The organism is Streptomyces sp. AF1A (genome assembly GCF_047340315.1).
Taxonomy (GTDB): domain Bacteria; phylum Actinomycetota; class Actinomycetes; order Streptomycetales; family Streptomycetaceae; genus Streptomyces.
The window spans coordinates 83,765-101,143 of sequence record NZ_JBLEBI010000005.1; the positions used below are offsets into that span (position 1 = coordinate 83,765).

A 17,379-nucleotide genomic window follows, 5' to 3' on the forward strand; every position below is an offset into this window, starting at 1 on the left:
TGTGGTTGACGCTCGCCGTTTGCAGGAGAGCTGGAACGTGGTGGCCGGTTACGGCGACCAAGTACCGCTGTTCTTCTACTCGACGCTGTTCTTCACCCATCCCGAGACCCGGGACATGTTCCCGATCGGCATGGCAGGGCAGCGGGACAAGCTTTTCGGGGCGCTGGGCACCATCGTGTCCCGCGTCGACCAGGTGGATCAGCTGGTCCCCTTTCTGGAGCAACTCGGCCGCGACCACCGCAAGTTCGGCGTCCAGGCCGACCACTATCCGGCGGTGGGGTCCGCACTGCTGGGGACGCTGGCGCACTTCCTCGGCCCGCAGTGGACGGAGCAGCTGGCCGCCGACTGGCAGGCGGCGTACGAGCTCGTGGCCAAGGTCATGCGCCAGGCCGCCGAGGACGCCACCAACAGCAGCCCGCCCTGGTGGGACGCGGAGGTGATCGGCCTCGAACGGCGCACGCTGGACGTGGCTGTGATCACCGTGAAGCCCAACTACCGCCTCGACTACCTGCCCGGCCAGAGCGTGGCGGTCGAGAGCCACCTGCGTCCCGGGATGTGGCGCTACTACAGCCCGGCCAACGCCCCCCGCTCGGACGGCACGATCGAACTGCACGTCCGCATGGTGCCGGGCGGCCCCGTCTCCTCGGCGCTGGTGAACGGCGTCCAGCTCGGGGACGTGCTGAAATTCGGCGCCCCGGTCGGCAACCGGCTGACGCTGGCCCCGGACGGCGACCGGCCGCTGCTGCTGCTGGCGGGCGGCACCGGGCTCGCGCCGCTGAAGGCCCTGGCCGAGCAGCTCGCCGGGCAGCGGGACGGACGGCCGGAACGCCGGGTGACACTCGTCGTCGGCGCACACACGGACCACGACCTGTACGACTGGCCGGCGTTGGAGACCCTCGCCAAGACCCACCACCGCTGGCTGAACATCATCCCGGCCGTCTCCGAAGTCTCCCTGCGGTCCCAGGAGAGCGGCACCGCGGTGGAGGTGGCGCTGCGCCTCGGCCGCTTCACCGACCACGAGGTGTACGTGTGCGGCTCGGACCACATGGTGCGCGACTCGGTGCGGCGCCTCGCGCAGACCGGCACCCCGCTCGAACGCATCCGCTTCGAGTCGTTCACCGGCCTGGGCGGCGAGCAGTACGGCGTCGCGCCTCAGGGGGAGGACATCGAGTCATGAACACGCCCTACCACCAGACCCAGTACCGGATGACGCCCGAGCAGATCCGCACCAAGCGGTTCACGCGTACCCCGATCGGCCGCCGCGGCCTCGACGAGGACGAGGTCGGGCGCTTCATGTTGCGGGTCGCGGACGAGATGACGGCTCTCCACCAGGACCTGACCGGGCTGTGGGCCGAGAACGAACGACTGCGCAACTTCTACCGCGAGCGGGGTGAGCGGGCGGACGGCCAGACCGGTCACCCCGGCAAGGCGGTGTCCCCGCGCCAGCCGACCGTCGAAGCCGTCAACCTGCTCTCGCGCGCCCAGCAGCAGGCGGACTCGTTGATCGCCCAGGCCCGCGAGTACGCCCGGCAGGTCGCCGACCAGGCCCGTCGGCAGTACCACAACGTGCTGCGCGAGGCGCAGCGCCAGGCACAGGCGGAGGCCGAGCGGGCCGTACTGGAGTACCGCGCCCGCTCCGGCACCCACTACACCGCCGAGTTCGAGGAACTGGAGCGTCGTCTGGCCTGGGCCCGCGCGTTCCTCGATGCCATCCAGTCCGTCGAGACGCAACTCAAGACCGCCCGCGAGGCCTTGGCGTTCGAGGTGGAGAAGCTCGCCGGAGTAGGCAGTCCCGCACGCCCGGCCACCGGGTCGGCCCACGGGCTGCCAGGTCGTGCACCCGAGCAGATTCCCGGCGCCTCCGGGGACACGGGCACCTCGGGCACGGGCGGCCCGAGCGGGGCGGGCAACTGGTCCGCCCGAGGGTGACAGGCGGGCGCCGGTCGGGCGTCGACCGCCGACCGGGCCTCGACCGCCCGTCGGGCCTCGACCCACGGTCGCGTCTTGACCCACGGTCGGCCGTCCATGCGCGACATGCCGTGGCGTGACGCACCAGATCCGTTCCGGGTCGTAGCCGGCCCGGACGGCCGTCCGGAACGAGGCCCCGTCCCGTCGGCGTCGCTGCCGGCCGTTCTCGAAGCACAGGTCCGGTGCCGGCATCCATGGATGCCGGCACCGGACCTGCTGTGCGTGCGCTCTGTCTTCACGGTGCGTTGCGCTGCGTCTTCACGGTGCGGTGCGCTGCGGACAGAGACCGGGTGCAGGCCAGGTCGCCCGGCCGACGCTCCAGCAGCCGTCGTACGGTCAGCGGCCCGTCGACTGCTCACGGCGCCCACCAGGACATCGCCTTCCAGCTCGCCACGCGTACGCCGCCCCGGTCTCCCGGCTGCTGGGGCGCACGGCCGGCCCACGCGCGCCGGCCCTGACGCGGGAACCCCGCACGACGGCCGTTCGTCTACAGTTGAGTAGACCGTCTACTTCTCTGTAGTCATGAACGCCGGCGGCGGCGCAGGCCCGCGGGCTGTCCGCCGCCGGAGGTCGCCGCCTCGCCCACCCGTACCCGCAACCCCGGCCGCAAGGCCGCCGGAGAACCATGCGCCCCAGAATTCTTGTCGTAGAGGACGATCACGCCCTGCGGGACGTGCTGCGCCGGGCCCTGTACGACGAGGACTTCGAACCGGTCCTGGCCGCCGACGGCGCCACCGCCCTGCGGCTGGCCACCGCCGACATCACAGCGGCCGTCCTGGACGTCGGCCTGCCCGACGCGGATGGACGGGACGTGTGCCAGGCGATGCGCGCCAACGGCTTCCTCGCCCCCGTGCTCTTCCTCACCGCCCGGCATCAGCTCACCGACCGCCTGGCCGGTTTCTCCGCCGGTGGCGACGACTACCTTCCCAAGCCCTTCCACATCGCAGAACTCGCGGCCAGGCTGAGAGCCGTCCTCAGACGGACCGCCGCGACGACCGTGGCCACGCCCGGGGATCTGTCCCTGGACGCGGTGACCCACAGCATGACCACGGGCGGCGCCCACGTCGCCCTGACCCCCACGGAGTTCCGGCTGCTGGCCACACTCGCCGCCGCCAACGGGACCCTCGTGCGCCGCCGCGACCTCGTGCGGGCCGGCTGGCCCGAGGGCGCGCAGGTCAGCGACAACACCCTCGACCAGTACCTGAGCCGACTGCGCCGCAAACTGCGCGAGGCCGGCAGCACCCTCACCCTCGGCACGGCGCGCGGGATCGGACACCGGCTGTCATGAACCGCGCCCTGCGCCGCCTGCGCATCCCCGCCCCGCGCACGCTGCGCGTCCGGCTCTCGCTCATCGCGCTCACCACGGCCGCCCTGCTGATGACGATCCTGACCGTGGTGTTCAACGCCGTCATGGACCGGCACCTGCAACATCAGGCGGACGACGAACTGCGCAACCGAGCGGCGGCGGTGGCCACGACCGTCGACACCCACGGCGCCCGGGTACGCGTCCTGGACACCGTCAACGACCGTCTCCTCGACTCGAACGTGTGGATCTACGCCGGCACCCGTCTGCTGGAGAAGCCGCCGTCCGTCACGGCCGGCGGGCCGCTGACCCGGGCCGCCGACCGGCTGGGCGAGCAGCACAGACACCTGTGTACGACCGTCCGGCCGCACGGCCACCCACTCGTCAGGCTGTGCTCGCACCCCGTTCCCGGCCGCCACGCCGCCGCCACCGTCGTGACCGCACTGGATCTCGCTCCCTACCGCAGCTCAGCCGACACCCTGCTCCTGGGATCGCTGATCCTCGACACCGTGATGCTGGGCTGCACCTACCTTCTCACCCGCCTGTCCGTCGGCCGGGCGCTGCGCCCGGTGCGGACGATGACCGACCGGGCGATGCACTGGAGCGCCGTAGGCTCCGACGAGCGCTTCGGCACGGCGGACCACCCGGCCGAGCTCGCCCGGCTCGGAGCCTCGCTGGACCAGCTCCTGGACCGCATACGCACCGTGCTGCGCCATGAGCAGCAGCTGACAGGAGAGCTGTCCCACGAACTGCGCACCCCGCTCACCCGGATCATCATGGAGCTGGACTGGTGGCGGGCCCGTCCCCGCACGGACGCCGAGACCCGCGCCATCCAGGAGACGATCGCCGAGGCTGCGCAGTCCATGCGCACCATCTGCGACACCCTCCTGAACGACGCCCGCGAGAACGCGCTGAACCCGGCGACGACCCTGGGAACCACTGACGTCGTACCCGTCCTGAACCGGCTGGTCCAGCACCTCGCCGCACCGGATCTCGTCAAGACCGTGGTGGACCGGGAAATCCCGACGGTCGAGGCAGCAGTCGCGCCCGCACTCCTCGAACGCATCCTCAGCCCCCTGCTCGCCAACGCCGCCCGCTACGCCCGGTCCCGGGTGACCGTGTCCGTGCGCTGCGCCCCCGGCACGGTGCGGATCGACGTCGTCGACGACGGCCCCGGCGTACCGCCGACGTTCGTCGACGAGCTGTTCCAGCCAGGCAGACGCGCAGACGCCGACGACGGCCACGACGGCGCGGGCCTGGGGCTGCCGCTGGCACGACGCCTGGCCCGCGCCGTCGGGGGCGAGGTGTCGTACGACCCCGGGCATGCGCCCGGAGCAAAGTTCACGGTCAGCCTGCCTTCCGGGTGACCGGGTCCCAGCGCTTTGCGGTGGTCGGGGTTCGAGCTGGACAGCGGCGCTAGGCCGTCGCTCTCCGGGTCAGGGCTCAACACCCGGGCCGCGCTGGGCACATGGCGCCCCTGTCGCAAGCCCACACCGCTTCGACTGCGAGGTGGAGGCTCGCTCAGGACAGCGGACGTCTCGGCGCCGGTCCCGTCGTCGGCGGTCCCGGCCGGACACCAGTGAAATACCGGTCGACGACTCGACCGCTGTCCGGGGTGAACAACTGCTGGTCCATGAAGCGCAACAGTTCGCTCTCTGCCAGCCAGGCGTGCCACACGACCTCGTTGTGATCGGGGCTGACCTCGACCGGGATGACCGCCTCATGGATACCGAGCCAGTGAGGGCTCAGGCCACTCCGATTCAGGAACTTGGTCACAAAGCGGACGGATGCCCGAACCCCGAGCTCCTCCGCCAACTCCCGGATGGCGGCCTCCTCATAGGATTCGCCGGCGGTGACCGCCCCGCCGACCCCGACCTCGTAATGTCCCGGGAAGCGGGACAGTCGCTCGGACCGTCGATGCACGAGGATCCGCCCGTCTCGGTCGCGGCACACCGTTACGGCGACCCGGTGCAGCAAGCCCAGGCGGACGGCCTCACCGCGCAGCACGACGGCAGACGCCTGGTCCTGCTCATCGACCCGCTCAACCCACTCATCCATGAGGAGACGATCGCAGGCACCTCTGACATCGGGCTGCCGCCCTCGTGGGCCACCGGGTTCGGCAGCAGGCGCTCGTGCTCGTCGTCTTCTCCATTCCCTTGGCAACCGGGCCAAGTGGAGGCAAGAGCGTCACTGTCGTCATTCCAAAGCGCGTCGAGTCATCGGTAGCCTTCATGACCATGACGCGCGTATGGATTCTGCCGCTGGCACTTGTGCTCTGCGGTTCAGTCGTCGCTGGTTCCCTGACCCACCAGGGGAGCACTGGCGCGGCCGCAGGCACCCTGGTGGTGTTCGTGCTCCTCGCCGGCCTGAATTCGCCCCTCATCTTCCCGAGGTCGATCGGTGCGTTGGAGGCACAACGACGCAGCGCGGCCGATGGCCGGCCGGTCGTCTTCTGGCGGCCGGGCTGCACGTACTGTCTGCGACTGCGCATCCGGTTGGGCCGTAGAGCCCGTCAGTTGCATTGGGTCGACATCTGGCGCGACCCGGCTGGAGCGGCTGTGGTGAGGGAAGCCAACGACGGCAATGAGACCGTGCCCACTGTCTTCGTTGCGGGCCGGCCGCACGTCAACCCTGATCCCGAGTGGGTTCGCGAGCAGCTCTCCTCATCCGCGTGATCGAGCTCCGCTGTAGCGATATCCCGTTGTGGGGCCCGAGGCACGGCCGTAGGGTCTCGGCATGTCCCTCCGTGCGCACATGCGTCAAGCCCTGCCGGAAGCGATGCGCGCCCGCGACAAGGCCGCGGTGAGCGCGCTGCGCGCGACGCTCGCCACGCTGGACAACGCGGAAGCGGTGCCCGTCGACGAAGCCGCGCTGCGTGGCCTGGCCCTTGAGCAGTCACCGCTCGGTGTCGGCACCACCGAGGCAGCACGGCATGAGCTGGCTGAAAGCAGGGTGGTGGCCATCGTGCGGGCCGAGGCCACCGAACGACTGGAAGCCGCAGCGCAATTGACTGCGCCCGCTCACGCCGACCGAGTCGCCCGGCTTCGCGCGGAGGCCGCGGTGCTGCTTCGCCTCCTCGACGCTCACGCCGCCTCGTAGTCCGTCGGCACGTACTCGGGGCCGGACACCGTCACGCCCGCCAGAATGCCTGGTCACGGCGCCACTTGGCCGGCATTCATCGGGTTACGAGACGTCCCTCACCCCGATCGCGCCTCCACTGGCTGCCGCAGAATCGTCCGGAGCTTGGCGGGGTCAGTCCGGCGTGGGTCGCTGAGGTAGACCTCGTGGTGCAGCCCCGCCTCCCGCAAGTTCTTCGCGGGGAGGTAATCCCGGTGCAGCCGGGTCAGGATCGGTGTCTCGTCGTCGTAAGGACCGATGTGGAGGACCTGGGCGCTGAGGCCCTCGCGCAGCGTCTCCGACCGGACGTCCCGGATGGCCGGAAGGTTCTTCTTGGTCAGGGCGGTGTGCTTGGCGTCTTCGATGGCACCGCCGGTGATCCAGTCGGGGACGTTGATCAGCAGTCTCCAGTGCCAGGTGTCCTTGAGCCGGGCCAGGAAGTCGTCCATGTCGTCCGCCCACCACAGTCCCTCGAGTGGGCCCACGACGAAGTCCTGGCCGAGGTCGCCTTTGCTCGCGAACTTGACCGTGTAGGCGACCGCGTAGAGAGCCTCGACCGCGTGGCGGTAGGCGACGGCGGTGTTCGGGTCGCCGTGCCCGTCAATGGCGAGGAAACGGAGCTCGGGGACGTCGACGAGCTCCCAGTCGGTGTTCCTCGGCGAGTAGCACTTCCTGAGCTCGCGCTTGACGTCGTACGTGGAAGTCATGCCGGGAACTTTACTGTCAGTAAAGGTCATTACCATCAACATGGCTGTGCGGTGAACACCCCTCACCCTGGACATGGCCTGGTTCCAGCAGGCCACGGGTGCCGCATGGTTTTCGCCGGAACGGCAATCCAAAAGAGCGGCACCTACGTAATAAAGATGCAGGGGCACCGGGGATACGTCCCTGGCCGGCTGGTCCCCGTGCAACGGTGATCTTGGATGGGAGCGTGCTCGGTCCGGGCGCGCCCCCATCGCGGTGCCCGGGCGTGGGCCGGGCAGCGGCTGAGTGCCCGCTCGTCGTGCGCCGCAGTGGCGTCTGCTGGAGGGTCTGCAGTTCCGGCTCACTGTGGAGGTCGGGGTGAGAATCGTCGTTGATCTTTCCCGGTGCGAAGGGTATGCCCAGTGCGCCTTCCTGGCTCCGGAGGCGTTCCGGATGCACGGTGAGGAAGCACTCATGTACGACCCGAATCCCGACGACGCCCAGCGCGACCAGGTGCTGCGCGCCGCGGCGGCCTGCCCGGTCCAGGCGATCCTGGTCGACCGGCTGGAGGCTCGGCACGCACCGGAGGGGGCGTCGCCGTCATGACCCGTGCGGACCGTCTGCAGGCGCTCAAGGACGATGGCCGCATCGTCGTCGTAGGGGCGTCGCTGGCGGGGCTGCGGGCCGCGGAGGCGCTGCGTGACGAGGGCTTCACGGGATCGCTGACCATGATCGGCGACGAGTTGGGCGAACCCTACGACCGGCCTCCGCTGTCCAAGCAGGTGCTGACTGGGTGGGTGCCGGCCGGGAGCACCGCTTTGCCCCGCCGCCGTGACATCGATGCGGAATGGCTGCTGGGCGTTCCCGCCGCCCGGCTGGACCGCGCGACGCACCACGTACGACTCGCCGACGGACGCGAGGTTCCCTTCGACCGGGTGCTGATCACCACCGGGGTACGGGCCCGGCCGTGGTTCGTCGCGAGCGAGGCGGCCCTGGACGGGGTGTTCGTCGTACGTACCCGCGAGCATGCCGAGAGCCTGCAGCGAGCCCTCGCCGCCGGGCCTTCCCGCGTTCTGGTCATCGGCGCGGGATTCACCGGCTCGGAGATCGCCTCCGTCTGCCGCGAGCGGGACATCCCCGTGACCGTCGCCGAGCTGGCACCGGCCCCGCTGGTCGGGGCGCTGGGCGCCGCGCTCGGTGAGGTTGCGGCGGTGATGCAGCGCGCTCACGGCGTCGACCTGCGCTGCGGTGTCAGGGTCACCCGTCTTGAGGGCGACGCGCGGGGACGGTTTCGCCGTGCTCACTTCGACGACGGCAGTACGGTCGGCGCCGATGTGGCGGTGGTGGCGCTCGGGAGCATCCGCAACACCGAGTGGCTGAGGGGATCGGAACTGGCGGCGGACGTCCGGGGGATCACCTGCGACCCCTGCTGCCGCGCCCTCGACGTCGATGGCCGCGTCACCGACGACGTCTTCGCCGCGGGAGACGTGGCGCGTTGTGCGAACCCCGCCTACGAGTACCGGCTCATGTCGATGGAGCACTGGACCAACGCCGTGGAGCAGGCAGAGGTCGCGGCGCACAACATGGTCAGCGCCCGGGAGAACCAGCGACCCCACCGGTCCGTCCCGCTGTTCTGGTCGATCCAGTTCGGCGTCAACATCAAGTCCGTCGGCGTGCCCGCCTTCGCCGACGAGGTGGTCGTCACCCAGGGATCGACGGCCGACCACCGATTCGTCGCGGCATACGGCTGCCGGGGCCGCCTCACGGCTGCCGTGAGCTTCAACAACGGCACATGGCTGGACCACTACCGCCGGTTGATCGAGACGTCCGCGCCCTTCCCGCCCCGCTGCCCCACACCGGACCAGCAGGCCTGTATGACGCCGGTGTCCGCCGGCTTCCCCAGCCGCACCCTGCTCGCTCAGGGCGCCACCGTGATCGTCACGAGCCATGACTCGCGTGGACGTCGTGTCACGGTCGGCCACCCGCATCGCCGAGGGGAGGACCGGACCACCACGACCGGTACGCGCAGCACGCTGCAACGGATCTTCGACTACTCCGCCCGGGCCGACCCGTACCCCCTGTATGCGCGGTTGCGCGAGACGCCGGTGGCTCGGCAGGAAGACGGCAGCTATGTCATCAGTACCTATCGCGAGATCACCGCCGTACTGAACGACCCGCATCTGAGTGCCGATGTGCGCCATCTGTCGCGTCCCATGCCCGCGGCCGAGGAAGGGGTCACGCCGGCGTTCATCAAGATGGACCCGCCCGAGCACGATCGCCTGCGGCGTCTGGCGATGCGGCACTTCGGCCCCCCGCACACCCCGGGGCTGGTGACCGGCATGGAAAGCGACCTGATCACCACCGTCGGCGGCCTGATCGACGGTGTCGCGGACAAGGAGCGGATCGATGTCGTCGACGATGTCGCCCTGCCGTTCCCCGTGACCGTGATGTGTCGCCTGCTCGGCGTGCCCCGCGAGGACGAGCCGAGATTCCATCGCTGGGTGAACGACATCATGAACTCGATCGACTACGACCCCAGGAGCGATCCGAAGGAGAAACTGGACAAGGGCGTACAGGCCCGCAAGGACCTGCGTCAGCGCCTCGGTGAGCTGGTGGCGCAGCGGCACGGCCGGCCGGGCGACGGTCTGCTGGGCCGACTGGCCAACGACGACGGTCCCGACGGCCGGATGACCGACGCCGACGTCGTCGCCACCGCCAAACTGCTGCTCATCGCCGGCCATGAGACCACCGTCAACCTCATCACCAATGGCATGCTGACGCTCCTGCGCCACCCGCAGGTGCTGCAGCGACTGCGCGAGGACCCGGACCTCGTCGTGCCCCTGGTCGAGGAACTGCTGCGCTACGAGCCCCCCGTGCACATCATTCCCTGGCGGGTAGCGTACAGCGATATCACCGTCGGTGGCACCGTCGTCCCCAAGGGTTCGCAGATCATGCTCATGTTGGCCTCGGGCAGCCGCGATCCGCAGCGCTTCCGCGATCCCGACCGCTTCGACCCGGATCGGTGCGACAACCAGCACCTGGGGTTCGGCAGCGGCATCCATCTGTGCTTCGGCGCACCGCTCGCCCGGCGGGAAACCCAGATCGCGCTCACCGAACTGGTACGCCGGCTCGACAGCCCCGGGCTGGTCGCCGACCCGCCGCCGTACCGGCGCAGCCCCGTTCTTCGGGGCCCGATCCATCTGGACATCGAGCAGGGACGCGGTTGACGCGGCAGCCGAGGGCAGTGGTCGTGGCTGTCGAGGAGTCCGTCGGCGCAGAGGACGAAATGCCGGTCGCTGGGCGCGTATCGTCCGGCCATGGACAGCACTGCATCACCCCGCGTCCTCGCCATCGGGCTTGATCCGTACCGGGTGCCCGGGCCGTGGGATCCCGAGCCCGTGGCCCGGGCGATCGAGGCGGGACTGACCACGTTCGCCGAACACGGCGTGGGCGTCGCGACCTGCCTCATCGGCATCGACGGACGTGACGACGTTGAAGCGGTCGTCGGGGCCGCGCCGCGAGCCCATCCGTGGGAGTGCGTCACGATCGGTGGTGGCCTGCGGCACTCCGACGATCAGGTCGAACTCCTCGAGCAGGTGGTCAACCTGATCCGGCGGCACGCGCCCGATGCGGCGATCGCGTTCAGCAGCAGCCCGGCCACCACCTACGAGGCCGCTGCCCGTTGGATCGAGTGACTCGACATCTTTCTGCCGGACGCGGGGATTGCCCCGGATCGATGACCAAGCGCGGGCCCGCATGCCGGGCCGGCAGTCCGTAGGGCATCCGGCGGCCCGACGGCTCGGGCGTGAGGTGCCGTGACGAAGATGCGTCGTGTCGTGTTTCGGTCAGCACCAGGCAGTGACAGCCGGCAAAGCACTGGTCAACGCTGCTCTCATGACTACGAAACCCCACGTACGCGCCCTGCTCGTCACGAGTTTCAGCACGGTCCTGGCGGTCGCCGCGCTGTCCGCCGGCGCGAACCCGAGCGTGGCGCGGACCGCGGAGACGTCGGTGACAGCTCACTGGCAGTCCATGGGTCCCGACACCAGCGGTGGACACCTCGCGTTCACTCCGGCGGCACCGTCCCGGCTGTATGTGCTGCCGGACGCGGGCAACAGCGTCTACCGCAGTGACGACCGGGGCGCCACATGGGGCGCGCCGGGGTGGCTGGGGTCCCACGACTTCAGTGGCCGCCGTCTGGCGGCGGATCCCCGTGACGCCGACGTGGTGTGGGTGGCGGCCACCGCCCCGGGCACCGGTCTGGGCTCGGTGCTGCGCAGCGAGGACGGCGCCAAGACCTTCCACACGGTCCTCAGCAGCCCGACGGACATCACCGACGTGGTGGTGTCCCCCACCGGCGGGCGGCTCTTCGCCGCGGGCACGGCGGGTGTCTGGGAGAGCCTGGACCACGGTACGCACTGGACGCTGCTCCCCGGTTCACCGGGCGATGCGCAACGGCTCGCGCTCAGCGGCGACCGCCTGTTCATCGGCACGACCACTTCGCTGTACGTGATCGCGGACGCGCTGACGCATCCGCACAAGGCCCGCGAGCTCTCGCTTCCGTCCGGCGTGTACGTGCAGCATCTCTCCGCTCGCGACGGGGTCGTCGTGGCCGATCAGAGCCCTGACGGCAACGCGGTCATCTCCACTGACAACGGCAGCACTTGGCGTACGCTCTCGGGCCCCTGGGGCACGGACTGGGTGGCCTTCAGCGCGCTGACCGCGAACGGTGAGATCCAGGTGGAGACGCTCCAGCCGGCCATCGACGCCACCACGGCACGCAAGAACCTGTGGATCAGCTCCGACCGCGGCCGCACCTGGACCCGGCGGCCGAAGGCCGTGACGGCGCTCGACCTGTACGAGGACCTCGGCAGTTTCCCGGACCGCCCGAACGAGCAGGTGGTCACGGGGCCCGCGGGAACGTTCAGCACGTACGACTCGGTCCGCTACCGGCGCATCGGGGTGCCCGCCGCCGAGGTCGACGCCCTCGTGGTGGCGGATCACGCGCTCGTCGCGGGCACAGCCGTCGACAGCTACAGTTCGCGGGCCGCGCTGACCGAGTCGCTTCCCGCCGGCTACCAGAACTGGGGGTGGAGCGGCCGCTCGCCCGCGACGCTGGGCAACTCGATCGGCGCGCTGGCCGTCGCGCCGGGGCGGGGACTGATCAGGGCGCGTATGGCCCTGTGCCCCGACTCCTGCATCGCACTGGAGCGGTCCAGCAACGGCGGCGCCACGTGGCAGCCGTTGAACTCGGTCTTCGTCAACGGCGCCACCCGCTCCGTAGCCGTCGACCCCCGTGACCCGTCGCGCCTCTACGTCGGGGTGTACGGCCTGTCCAGCGGTCTGTTCACCAGCACGGACGGCGGCCGGACACTGCAGCGGAGCTCGATCCCCGGGCTGCAGGGCGTGCGCTCCGTCGCCATCGATCCCCGTGCCGGCGGTTCGCTGTGGATCGGCGATGCCTCCGGGCTCTACCTGAGCAAGGACTCCGGCGCGAGTGCGGTCCAGATGCTCAGTGGGGACGTCGAGCGGGTCGCTGTCGACCCTCGGGATCCCGATCACATCGTGGTTGCCGGCCAGAACACGCTCAAGGTCAGCCATGACGGCGGCGTGTCGTTCAGCGACGCCGTCGGCCAACCCGCGGCGCACTACGACGATGTGGCCTTCGCCCCGGACGGAACGGTGTTCGCCGCTTCCGCCGACGCGCTGGATGCCCCCGGCAAGGGTGTGGTCCGCAGCGTGGACGGCGGCGCCCGCTTCACCGACATCGCCTCCGGCCTGCCCGACCGCGATGTGCGTTCGATCCTGGTCTCCCCCGACGGCGAGTATCTGTTCGCGGGCACGGGCGGCAGCGGTGTGTACCGCATCGCCCTGAACCTCCTCGGCCGGTAGTCAGAGCGGATGCCGGGGGCCCTTCTCGCGGTACACCGGGCCCCCGGCATCGTCGTCGAGCCAGCCGAGCTTGCACGCCTGCCAGGCCAGTTGCATCCGGCCTCGAGCGTGCGCGCGGCGCGTCAGATCGTGCACCCGCCGCTGCACCGTTCGGGGACTGACGCGCAACTGCTTGGCGATCGACTTGTCGCTCATCCCGCCGATGAGCAACGACAGCAGCTCACGCTCGTCCGCATCGAGAGGTCCGTCACCGTCCGAGGAACCGATCCGCACGGGCGTCGCACGCTCCCAGTGGGTCTCGAACAGGGAGATGAGCGCCACCAGCAAGCTGGTTCCCCGGACGAGCGCGGCGGTGGGTTCACCGGTCGTCTCGTCGCCCAACGGGCACAGCGCCACCGACCGGTCGGCGATGGCCATGCGGATCGGCAGTCGGGAGATCGAGCGCGCGCGCTCCCCCGCGCGCAGCCCCTCCGCGAGGTTCGCCGTCGCGCCCGGCGCGTCCAGCAGCGCGGACTCGTAGATCACCTGATAGCGGACCCCGCGGGCCAGTGCACGGAACTCCTCGTCGTTCTCCCCCGCCGTCATCGCGATGGGGTCGTGACGGCAGAACCACAGCATCTCCTCCCGGGCGTCGCGCTGCAGGCTCAGGGCCTGTTGCCGGATCGCCTCCGCGCCCGTCAGCACCTCGACCAGCTGCGCGGAATCCCGCCGCAGCGACCCGCTGCGGTATTCCTGCGCCAACTGGGCGACGGCCGCCCGAGCCCGCTCCAACTCCGCCTGGCCGTCCACGAGCAGCGGGCCCAGCGCCACGTCCGGCGGCGTGGGTGCGAAGTATCCCGAGGTGCGGCTGATGAGCCGCTTGTCCAGCAGGACCTGCAGGATGGGCTCCACCTCGGAGGCCGGCAGGCCGAGTCGATCGGCGACGTCATCGGGAGCGGACCGGTACGCGCTCACGATCAGGCGGTAGACCCGCTCCTCGTCATCACTCATGCCGAGTACCCCGAGCACGCTGCGTCCTCCCCTGCTCCGCCTGCTTGACCAGCCGGAATGCTAACTGAGCTGCCACGTACGGGCATTGTTCGTGATCCAGCGCATCGTGCCGGGCACGCCGAGGAAGCGGTTCAGGCCCTCGGCATCCCCGAGGGCGTCCGGTGCGTCATGATCAGGAGCAGGACCGGCTGGGGCTGCGGAAGGTGTTCCCGGCGTGTACGGACCCACCCGCCAGAGATCGCGGCGACTGCGGCGGACGACGCGCTTCACCCCGGTGTCGCGGCGGGCTGCCCCACGGCGTTCATCTCGTCCTCACCCGGGTCCAGGCAGTCTTCGAGGCACTTGGTACGGGACAGGGCGAGAACGCCGTAGAGCAGGACTCCCACCCCCAGCAGGGCCGGCAGGAGCCAGAATCCGGTACGCGGCTGCTCGCCGTAGATCGTCACACCGAGGCAGAAACTCACCGTGGCATCGCCGAGCGTCAGGGCGGGCTGAGAGCCGATGAGCGGGCCTCCCTGCAGGGCGCTGCCCAGCAGGAACAGGGAAAAGCCGCCCACGGCCGCGAAGCTGTACGTCTGCCATGCCGAAAAGAAGGCGGCGGCACCCTGAGTGGAGAGAATGTCCACGGCCGACTTGACCAGCGCCGCGGTGACGGCGTTGCCGATGGCCGCGGCCGCTGCCAGGGACGCCGCTCTCAGCACACCCACGGGACGCCGCAGACCGCCGAGCACCAGGGCCGCACCGATCGCTCCGGTGATCGCGAGTGTCGGAACCCACCACATCCCCGGCACCTGCGCATGCCCCCCACGGGGAGCCAGGGAGAAAAGGGCCAGCGCCAGCCCGCCGACGATGCAGGCCACGTTGAACCAGGACCGGCGCGCCACATCGACGTGGAAGACGGCCGCTCCGACCACAAGCGCCAGAGGCAGCTCAAGAATGAAGATGGGCTGCACCACGGCCAGCGATCCAGTGGCCAGTGCGAGAGCCTGGAAGACCGCCGAGAGGATGACGCCGAGCATCCCCCCGAACCAGACCGGACTGTGCAGCAGGTCCCGGATCAGTCCGAGGCGCAGCGACTGCGACGCCGGCACCGTGACCGCAGCGCGCCGCTGCAACACCGTCCCGAGTGAGTTGCTTCCGGCCGCGCACACCGCGAACACGATGGACAGCAGGATCGTCACCATGAGCACTACTCCTGGGCTCGTGTCTGTTCGTCACGGCGCGGACTGTGGCTCCTGGGACAGACTACGCCTCGCTGCCAGGCTCAACGCGCTCAGCGAAGTGAGGCATTCCGCCCCGCCATCCGGCACTGGCCGCAGAAGAGCCCGCCGGAGAGCCTCCGCCGCCCGCGGCACGGGATGCCGGACGGCCGTCACCATGGTTGCCTGGTGCCCGTGGGATCCCTTCCCGGCCCCACTGCACCGGCATGAACCGCCGTGAGGACAAGGCTCATGGAGCACTCCACACCGGACTACCCGGAAATGATCGTCCCGGTCGGCCATGTCGAACCCGTACCGCGCCGCATCCGCGGCTATGCGGCGCACCTTCCCGTCCTCGACACCGTGCGAGCCCGCTACGTGTGGCTGTGGCCGGGCTACCCGCAGTACTGCATCCCCCGCGACGACATCCGGGACGACGCCCTCCTCGACGAGGACAGGCCCCTGAGGCTGCGGATCGGCAGGGCACGCCGCCACACACTTCGGCTGGACACGCTCACCCGCCCGGGCGCGGCCTGGCAATGGACCGACGACGCACCTGCGGGCATCCGCGGCATGGTCAGCTTCCGCTGGGAAGCCCTCGACGCATGGTTCGAGGAGGACGAGCAGGTGTTCGTCCATCCCAGGAATCCCTACACTCGCGTCGACGCGCTTCGCTCCGGCCGCAGTGTCCGCGTCGTCCTCGACGGAGCCGTGCTCGCGGATGCGCCCTCCTCGGTGATGGTGCTGGAGACGGGCCTGCCCACGCGCTACTACCTCGACCGCGTGCACATCGACTGGACCCACATGCACCCGACGGACACCGTCACCGGCTGCCCCTACAAGGGCAACACCAGCGGATACTGGTCCGTCACCACGGATGCGGCGACCTACCCCGACCTCGCCTGGGCCTACGACTTCCCGACCCGCCAGGTGATGCCGATCGCCGGGCTGGTGGCCTTCTACAACGAGCAGGTGGACCTCTACCTCGACGGCCACCTGCTGCCGCGCCCCGCCCCCGTCACCAGAGCGGTTTGGGAGCGGCAGCACCCCGCCTGAGCGCGGCACCGACCGACAGCCGGGCTGCCGTACTGCCAAGGCCGACGCGGTCAGCCGGCGGCACCCGCTCCTCCCACGTGCCGGTCCTGAACGAAGCAGTCAGCGTCGGCGACACCGCGGGCGGCGACGAGCAGCGGCCGTTGGGCGGGCCGCGCGGCGAGGGCGGCTTTCGTTCGGGCGCTCGACAACGCCCACAACCGAACCGACGGCCCCGGGACCAGGGGGCGTGCGAAGCCTTGCCACACGCCACCGCGTCTGGTTGGGTACCAGCGCCGCGGGCCCGGCCGGGCGTGCCGGGTGGACGGGAAGTGGAGCGAGCAACGTGCAAGCGACTCAGCGGCAGGACGGCTCGTCGCCCTTGCCCGACGGCCTGGAAGCGGCGATCCGGGGCACCGCCGAGGAGATCGCCGCGCTGGTGCGCAGCGCGCGCGACACGGGGCTTGCCGTGCCGGGGTCGGAGTGGACCTTCGGCGAGGCCGCCGCGCACCTGGCATTGGCCAACGAACTGATGGCGGACCTGGCAGCCGGGCGCGAGCGCCCCTACGGCGACGGAACGCCCCAGAGCCTCGCCGGGGCCAACGCGAAGTCGCTCGCCGTCTTCACGGAGCGCCGGGCGGAGCCACTCGCGGCGATGATCACGGAGCAGGCCGAGGCGCTCCTGGACGCTCTGTCGCCCTCCGCCGACGGCCCGGCACCAGCGACCCCCCTGGGCCCGATGAACAGGTCCGTTCTCGCGTCGTACCTCCTCACGCACATGCTCGGCCATGGATACGACCTGGCCCGCGCCCTGAAGCAGCCGCACATGATCGACCGGGCACGGGTGGGCCTGTGCCTGCCGTTCATACTCCTGGTCATGCCGCGCGTCGCGGACCCCGCGGCCACGGCGGGGCTCACGGCCCGTTACCGGATCCAGTGCGCGGGGGCGAGGCATTCGACGTGTCCCTGGCCGACGGCGCCGTAGAGGTGACACCGGGACCAGCGGCGAAGCCCGCGGACTGCACCATCCTGCTCGATCCCGTCGCCTTCCTGCTCATCGCCCTGGGCCGGCTCAACCCCTGGCGTGCCATCGCCCAGGGGAAGATCCTCGCCTTGGGCCGGCGGCCGTGGCTGGCTCCCCGCTTCCCGACCCTGTTCACCGCACCCTGAACGGCGTCCGCGCGGCCGCACGAA

General features: G+C 70.5%; 15 protein-coding genes and 2 pseudogenes. 13 read left to right on the top strand and 4 right to left on the bottom strand.

What is annotated here, in order from left to right; genetic code table 11:
- Positions 1–19 precede the first annotated feature (19 nt).
- The 4 genes from ACLU3S_RS03175 (at position 20) to ACLU3S_RS03190 (ending at position 4,638) form a co-directional block, all read left to right on the top strand.
- Positions 20–1,177 (top strand): globin domain-containing protein, encoded by a 1,158-nt coding sequence (locus tag ACLU3S_RS03175; RefSeq protein WP_413950143.1) that lies wholly within the window; start codon positions 20–22, stop codon positions 1,175–1,177.
- Positions 1,174–1,929, top strand: a complete 756-nt coding sequence (locus tag ACLU3S_RS03180) for a DivIVA domain-containing protein (RefSeq protein ID WP_413950144.1) — start codon at positions 1,174–1,176, stop codon at positions 1,927–1,929. The genes ACLU3S_RS03175 and ACLU3S_RS03180 overlap by 4 nt, the downstream gene beginning before the upstream one ends.
- A 664-nt stretch (positions 1,930–2,593) precedes the next feature.
- Entirely contained in the window at positions 2,594–3,256 is a 663-nt protein-coding gene (locus ACLU3S_RS03185; RefSeq protein ID WP_413950145.1) for a response regulator transcription factor, read from the top strand.
- Positions 3,253–4,638: a sensor histidine kinase gene (locus tag ACLU3S_RS03190; RefSeq protein ID WP_413950146.1), complete on the top strand. Its 1,386-nt coding sequence runs from the start codon at positions 3,253–3,255 to the stop codon at positions 4,636–4,638. Before ACLU3S_RS03185 ends, ACLU3S_RS03190 begins: the two co-directional genes overlap by 4 nt.
- A 154-nt stretch (positions 4,639–4,792) precedes the next feature.
- On the opposite strand, the gene ACLU3S_RS03195 is transcribed toward ACLU3S_RS03190, so the two are convergent.
- Positions 4,793–5,329, bottom strand: coding sequence for an NUDIX domain-containing protein (locus ACLU3S_RS03195; protein WP_413950147.1), 537 nt, complete (start codon positions 5,327–5,329; stop codon positions 4,793–4,795).
- A 179-nt stretch (positions 5,330–5,508) separates the two neighbouring features.
- Here ACLU3S_RS03195 and ACLU3S_RS03200 point away from each other — a divergent pair, with 179 nt between their 5' ends.
- Together ACLU3S_RS03200 and ACLU3S_RS03205 are read left to right on the top strand one after the other, a co-directional pair.
- On the top strand, positions 5,509–5,946 hold the full coding sequence (locus tag ACLU3S_RS03200) for a glutaredoxin domain-containing protein (RefSeq protein ID WP_413950176.1): 438 nt from the start codon (positions 5,509–5,511) through the stop codon (positions 5,944–5,946).
- 103 nt (positions 5,947–6,049) lie between these two features.
- On the top strand, positions 6,050–6,370 hold the full coding sequence (locus ACLU3S_RS03205; RefSeq protein ID WP_413950177.1) for a hypothetical protein: 321 nt from the start codon (positions 6,050–6,052) through the stop codon (positions 6,368–6,370).
- A 98-nt stretch (positions 6,371–6,468) separates the two neighbouring features.
- Here the strand turns inward: ACLU3S_RS03205 and ACLU3S_RS03210 are convergent, their stop codons facing one another.
- Positions 6,469–7,095 (bottom strand): GyrI-like domain-containing protein, encoded by a 627-nt coding sequence (locus ACLU3S_RS03210; protein WP_413950148.1) that lies wholly within the window; start codon positions 7,093–7,095, stop codon positions 6,469–6,471.
- Positions 7,096–7,450: 355 nt separating this feature from the next.
- Here ACLU3S_RS03210 and ACLU3S_RS03215 point away from each other — a divergent pair, with 355 nt between their 5' ends.
- From ACLU3S_RS03215 to ACLU3S_RS03235, 5 genes and pseudogenes are all read left to right on the top strand, one after another.
- The gene (locus tag ACLU3S_RS03215) at positions 7,451–7,678 is read left to right on the top strand and encodes a ferredoxin (protein WP_413950149.1); all 228 of its coding nucleotides are present in this window, start codon (positions 7,451–7,453) and stop codon (positions 7,676–7,678) included.
- Positions 7,675–9,042, top strand: a pseudogene (locus tag ACLU3S_RS03220) (NAD(P)/FAD-dependent oxidoreductase); the annotation flags it as partial. The gene ACLU3S_RS03215 and the pseudogene ACLU3S_RS03220, both read left to right, overlap by 4 nt.
- A 135-nt stretch (positions 9,043–9,177) precedes the next feature.
- Entirely contained in the window at positions 9,178–10,299 is a 1,122-nt protein-coding gene (locus tag ACLU3S_RS03225) for a cytochrome P450 (RefSeq protein WP_413950178.1), read from the top strand.
- Positions 10,300–10,389: 90 nt separating this feature from the next.
- On the top strand, positions 10,390–10,767 hold the full coding sequence (locus tag ACLU3S_RS03230) for a hypothetical protein (RefSeq protein WP_413950150.1): 378 nt from the start codon (positions 10,390–10,392) through the stop codon (positions 10,765–10,767).
- A gap of 199 nt (positions 10,768–10,966) precedes the next feature.
- Positions 10,967–12,964 carry a WD40/YVTN/BNR-like repeat-containing protein gene (locus tag ACLU3S_RS03235; RefSeq protein ID WP_413950151.1) on the top strand — a complete coding sequence of 666 codons (1,998 nt, stop codon included), beginning with the start codon at positions 10,967–10,969 and terminating at the stop codon, positions 12,962–12,964.
- On the opposite strand, the gene ACLU3S_RS03240 is transcribed toward ACLU3S_RS03235, so the two are convergent.
- Both ACLU3S_RS03240 and ACLU3S_RS03245 read right to left on the bottom strand, forming a co-directional pair.
- Positions 12,965–13,954 (bottom strand): LuxR C-terminal-related transcriptional regulator, encoded by a 990-nt coding sequence (locus tag ACLU3S_RS03240; RefSeq protein WP_413950152.1) that lies wholly within the window; start codon positions 13,952–13,954, stop codon positions 12,965–12,967.
- A 266-nt stretch (positions 13,955–14,220) separates the two neighbouring features.
- Positions 14,221–15,138 carry a DMT family transporter gene (locus tag ACLU3S_RS03245; RefSeq protein WP_413950153.1) on the bottom strand — a complete coding sequence of 306 codons (918 nt, stop codon included), beginning with the start codon at positions 15,136–15,138 and terminating at the stop codon, positions 14,221–14,223.
- A gap of 267 nt (positions 15,139–15,405) precedes the next feature.
- Between ACLU3S_RS03245 and ACLU3S_RS03250 the strand changes: the two genes are divergently transcribed.
- The gene (locus ACLU3S_RS03250; protein WP_413950154.1) at positions 15,406–16,209 is read left to right on the top strand and encodes a DUF427 domain-containing protein; all 804 of its coding nucleotides are present in this window, start codon (positions 15,406–15,408) and stop codon (positions 16,207–16,209) included.
- Between the two features lie 322 nt (positions 16,210–16,531).
- A pseudogene (locus ACLU3S_RS03255) lies at positions 16,532–17,355 on the top strand (maleylpyruvate isomerase family mycothiol-dependent enzyme).
- The last annotated feature ends 24 nt before the right edge of the window (positions 17,356–17,379 follow it).

What these genes read in the sequence shown, in the direction of transcription:
- ACLU3S_RS03230 (WP_413950150.1), top strand. Translation starts at nt 10,390, where the DNA reads ATGGACAGCACTGCATCACCCCGCGTCCTCGCCATCGGGCTTGATCCG.
- ACLU3S_RS03195 (WP_413950147.1), bottom strand. Translation starts at nt 5,329, where the DNA reads ATGGATGAGTGGGTTGAGCGGGTCGATGAGCAGGACCAGGCGTCTGCC.
- ACLU3S_RS03250 (WP_413950154.1), top strand. Translation starts at nt 15,406, where the DNA reads ATGGAGCACTCCACACCGGACTACCCGGAAATGATCGTCCCGGTCGGC.
- ACLU3S_RS03210 (WP_413950148.1), bottom strand. Translation starts at nt 7,095, where the DNA reads ATGACTTCCACGTACGACGTCAAGCGCGAGCTCAGGAAGTGCTACTCG.
- ACLU3S_RS03190 (WP_413950146.1), top strand. Translation starts at nt 3,253, where the DNA reads ATGAACCGCGCCCTGCGCCGCCTGCGCATCCCCGCCCCGCGCACGCTG.
- ACLU3S_RS03180 (WP_413950144.1), top strand. Translation starts at nt 1,174, where the DNA reads ATGAACACGCCCTACCACCAGACCCAGTACCGGATGACGCCCGAGCAG.
- ACLU3S_RS03235 (WP_413950151.1), top strand. Translation starts at nt 10,967, where the DNA reads ATGACTACGAAACCCCACGTACGCGCCCTGCTCGTCACGAGTTTCAGC.
- ACLU3S_RS03240 (WP_413950152.1), bottom strand. Translation starts at nt 13,954, where the DNA reads ATGAGTGATGACGAGGAGCGGGTCTACCGCCTGATCGTGAGCGCGTAC.
- ACLU3S_RS03185 (WP_413950145.1), top strand. Translation starts at nt 2,594, where the DNA reads ATGCGCCCCAGAATTCTTGTCGTAGAGGACGATCACGCCCTGCGGGAC.
- ACLU3S_RS03245 (WP_413950153.1), bottom strand. Translation starts at nt 15,138, where the DNA reads ATGGTGACGATCCTGCTGTCCATCGTGTTCGCGGTGTGCGCGGCCGGA.
- ACLU3S_RS03205 (WP_413950177.1), top strand. Translation starts at nt 6,050, where the DNA reads ATGCGCGCCCGCGACAAGGCCGCGGTGAGCGCGCTGCGCGCGACGCTC.
- ACLU3S_RS03200 (WP_413950176.1), top strand. Translation starts at nt 5,509, where the DNA reads ATGACGCGCGTATGGATTCTGCCGCTGGCACTTGTGCTCTGCGGTTCA.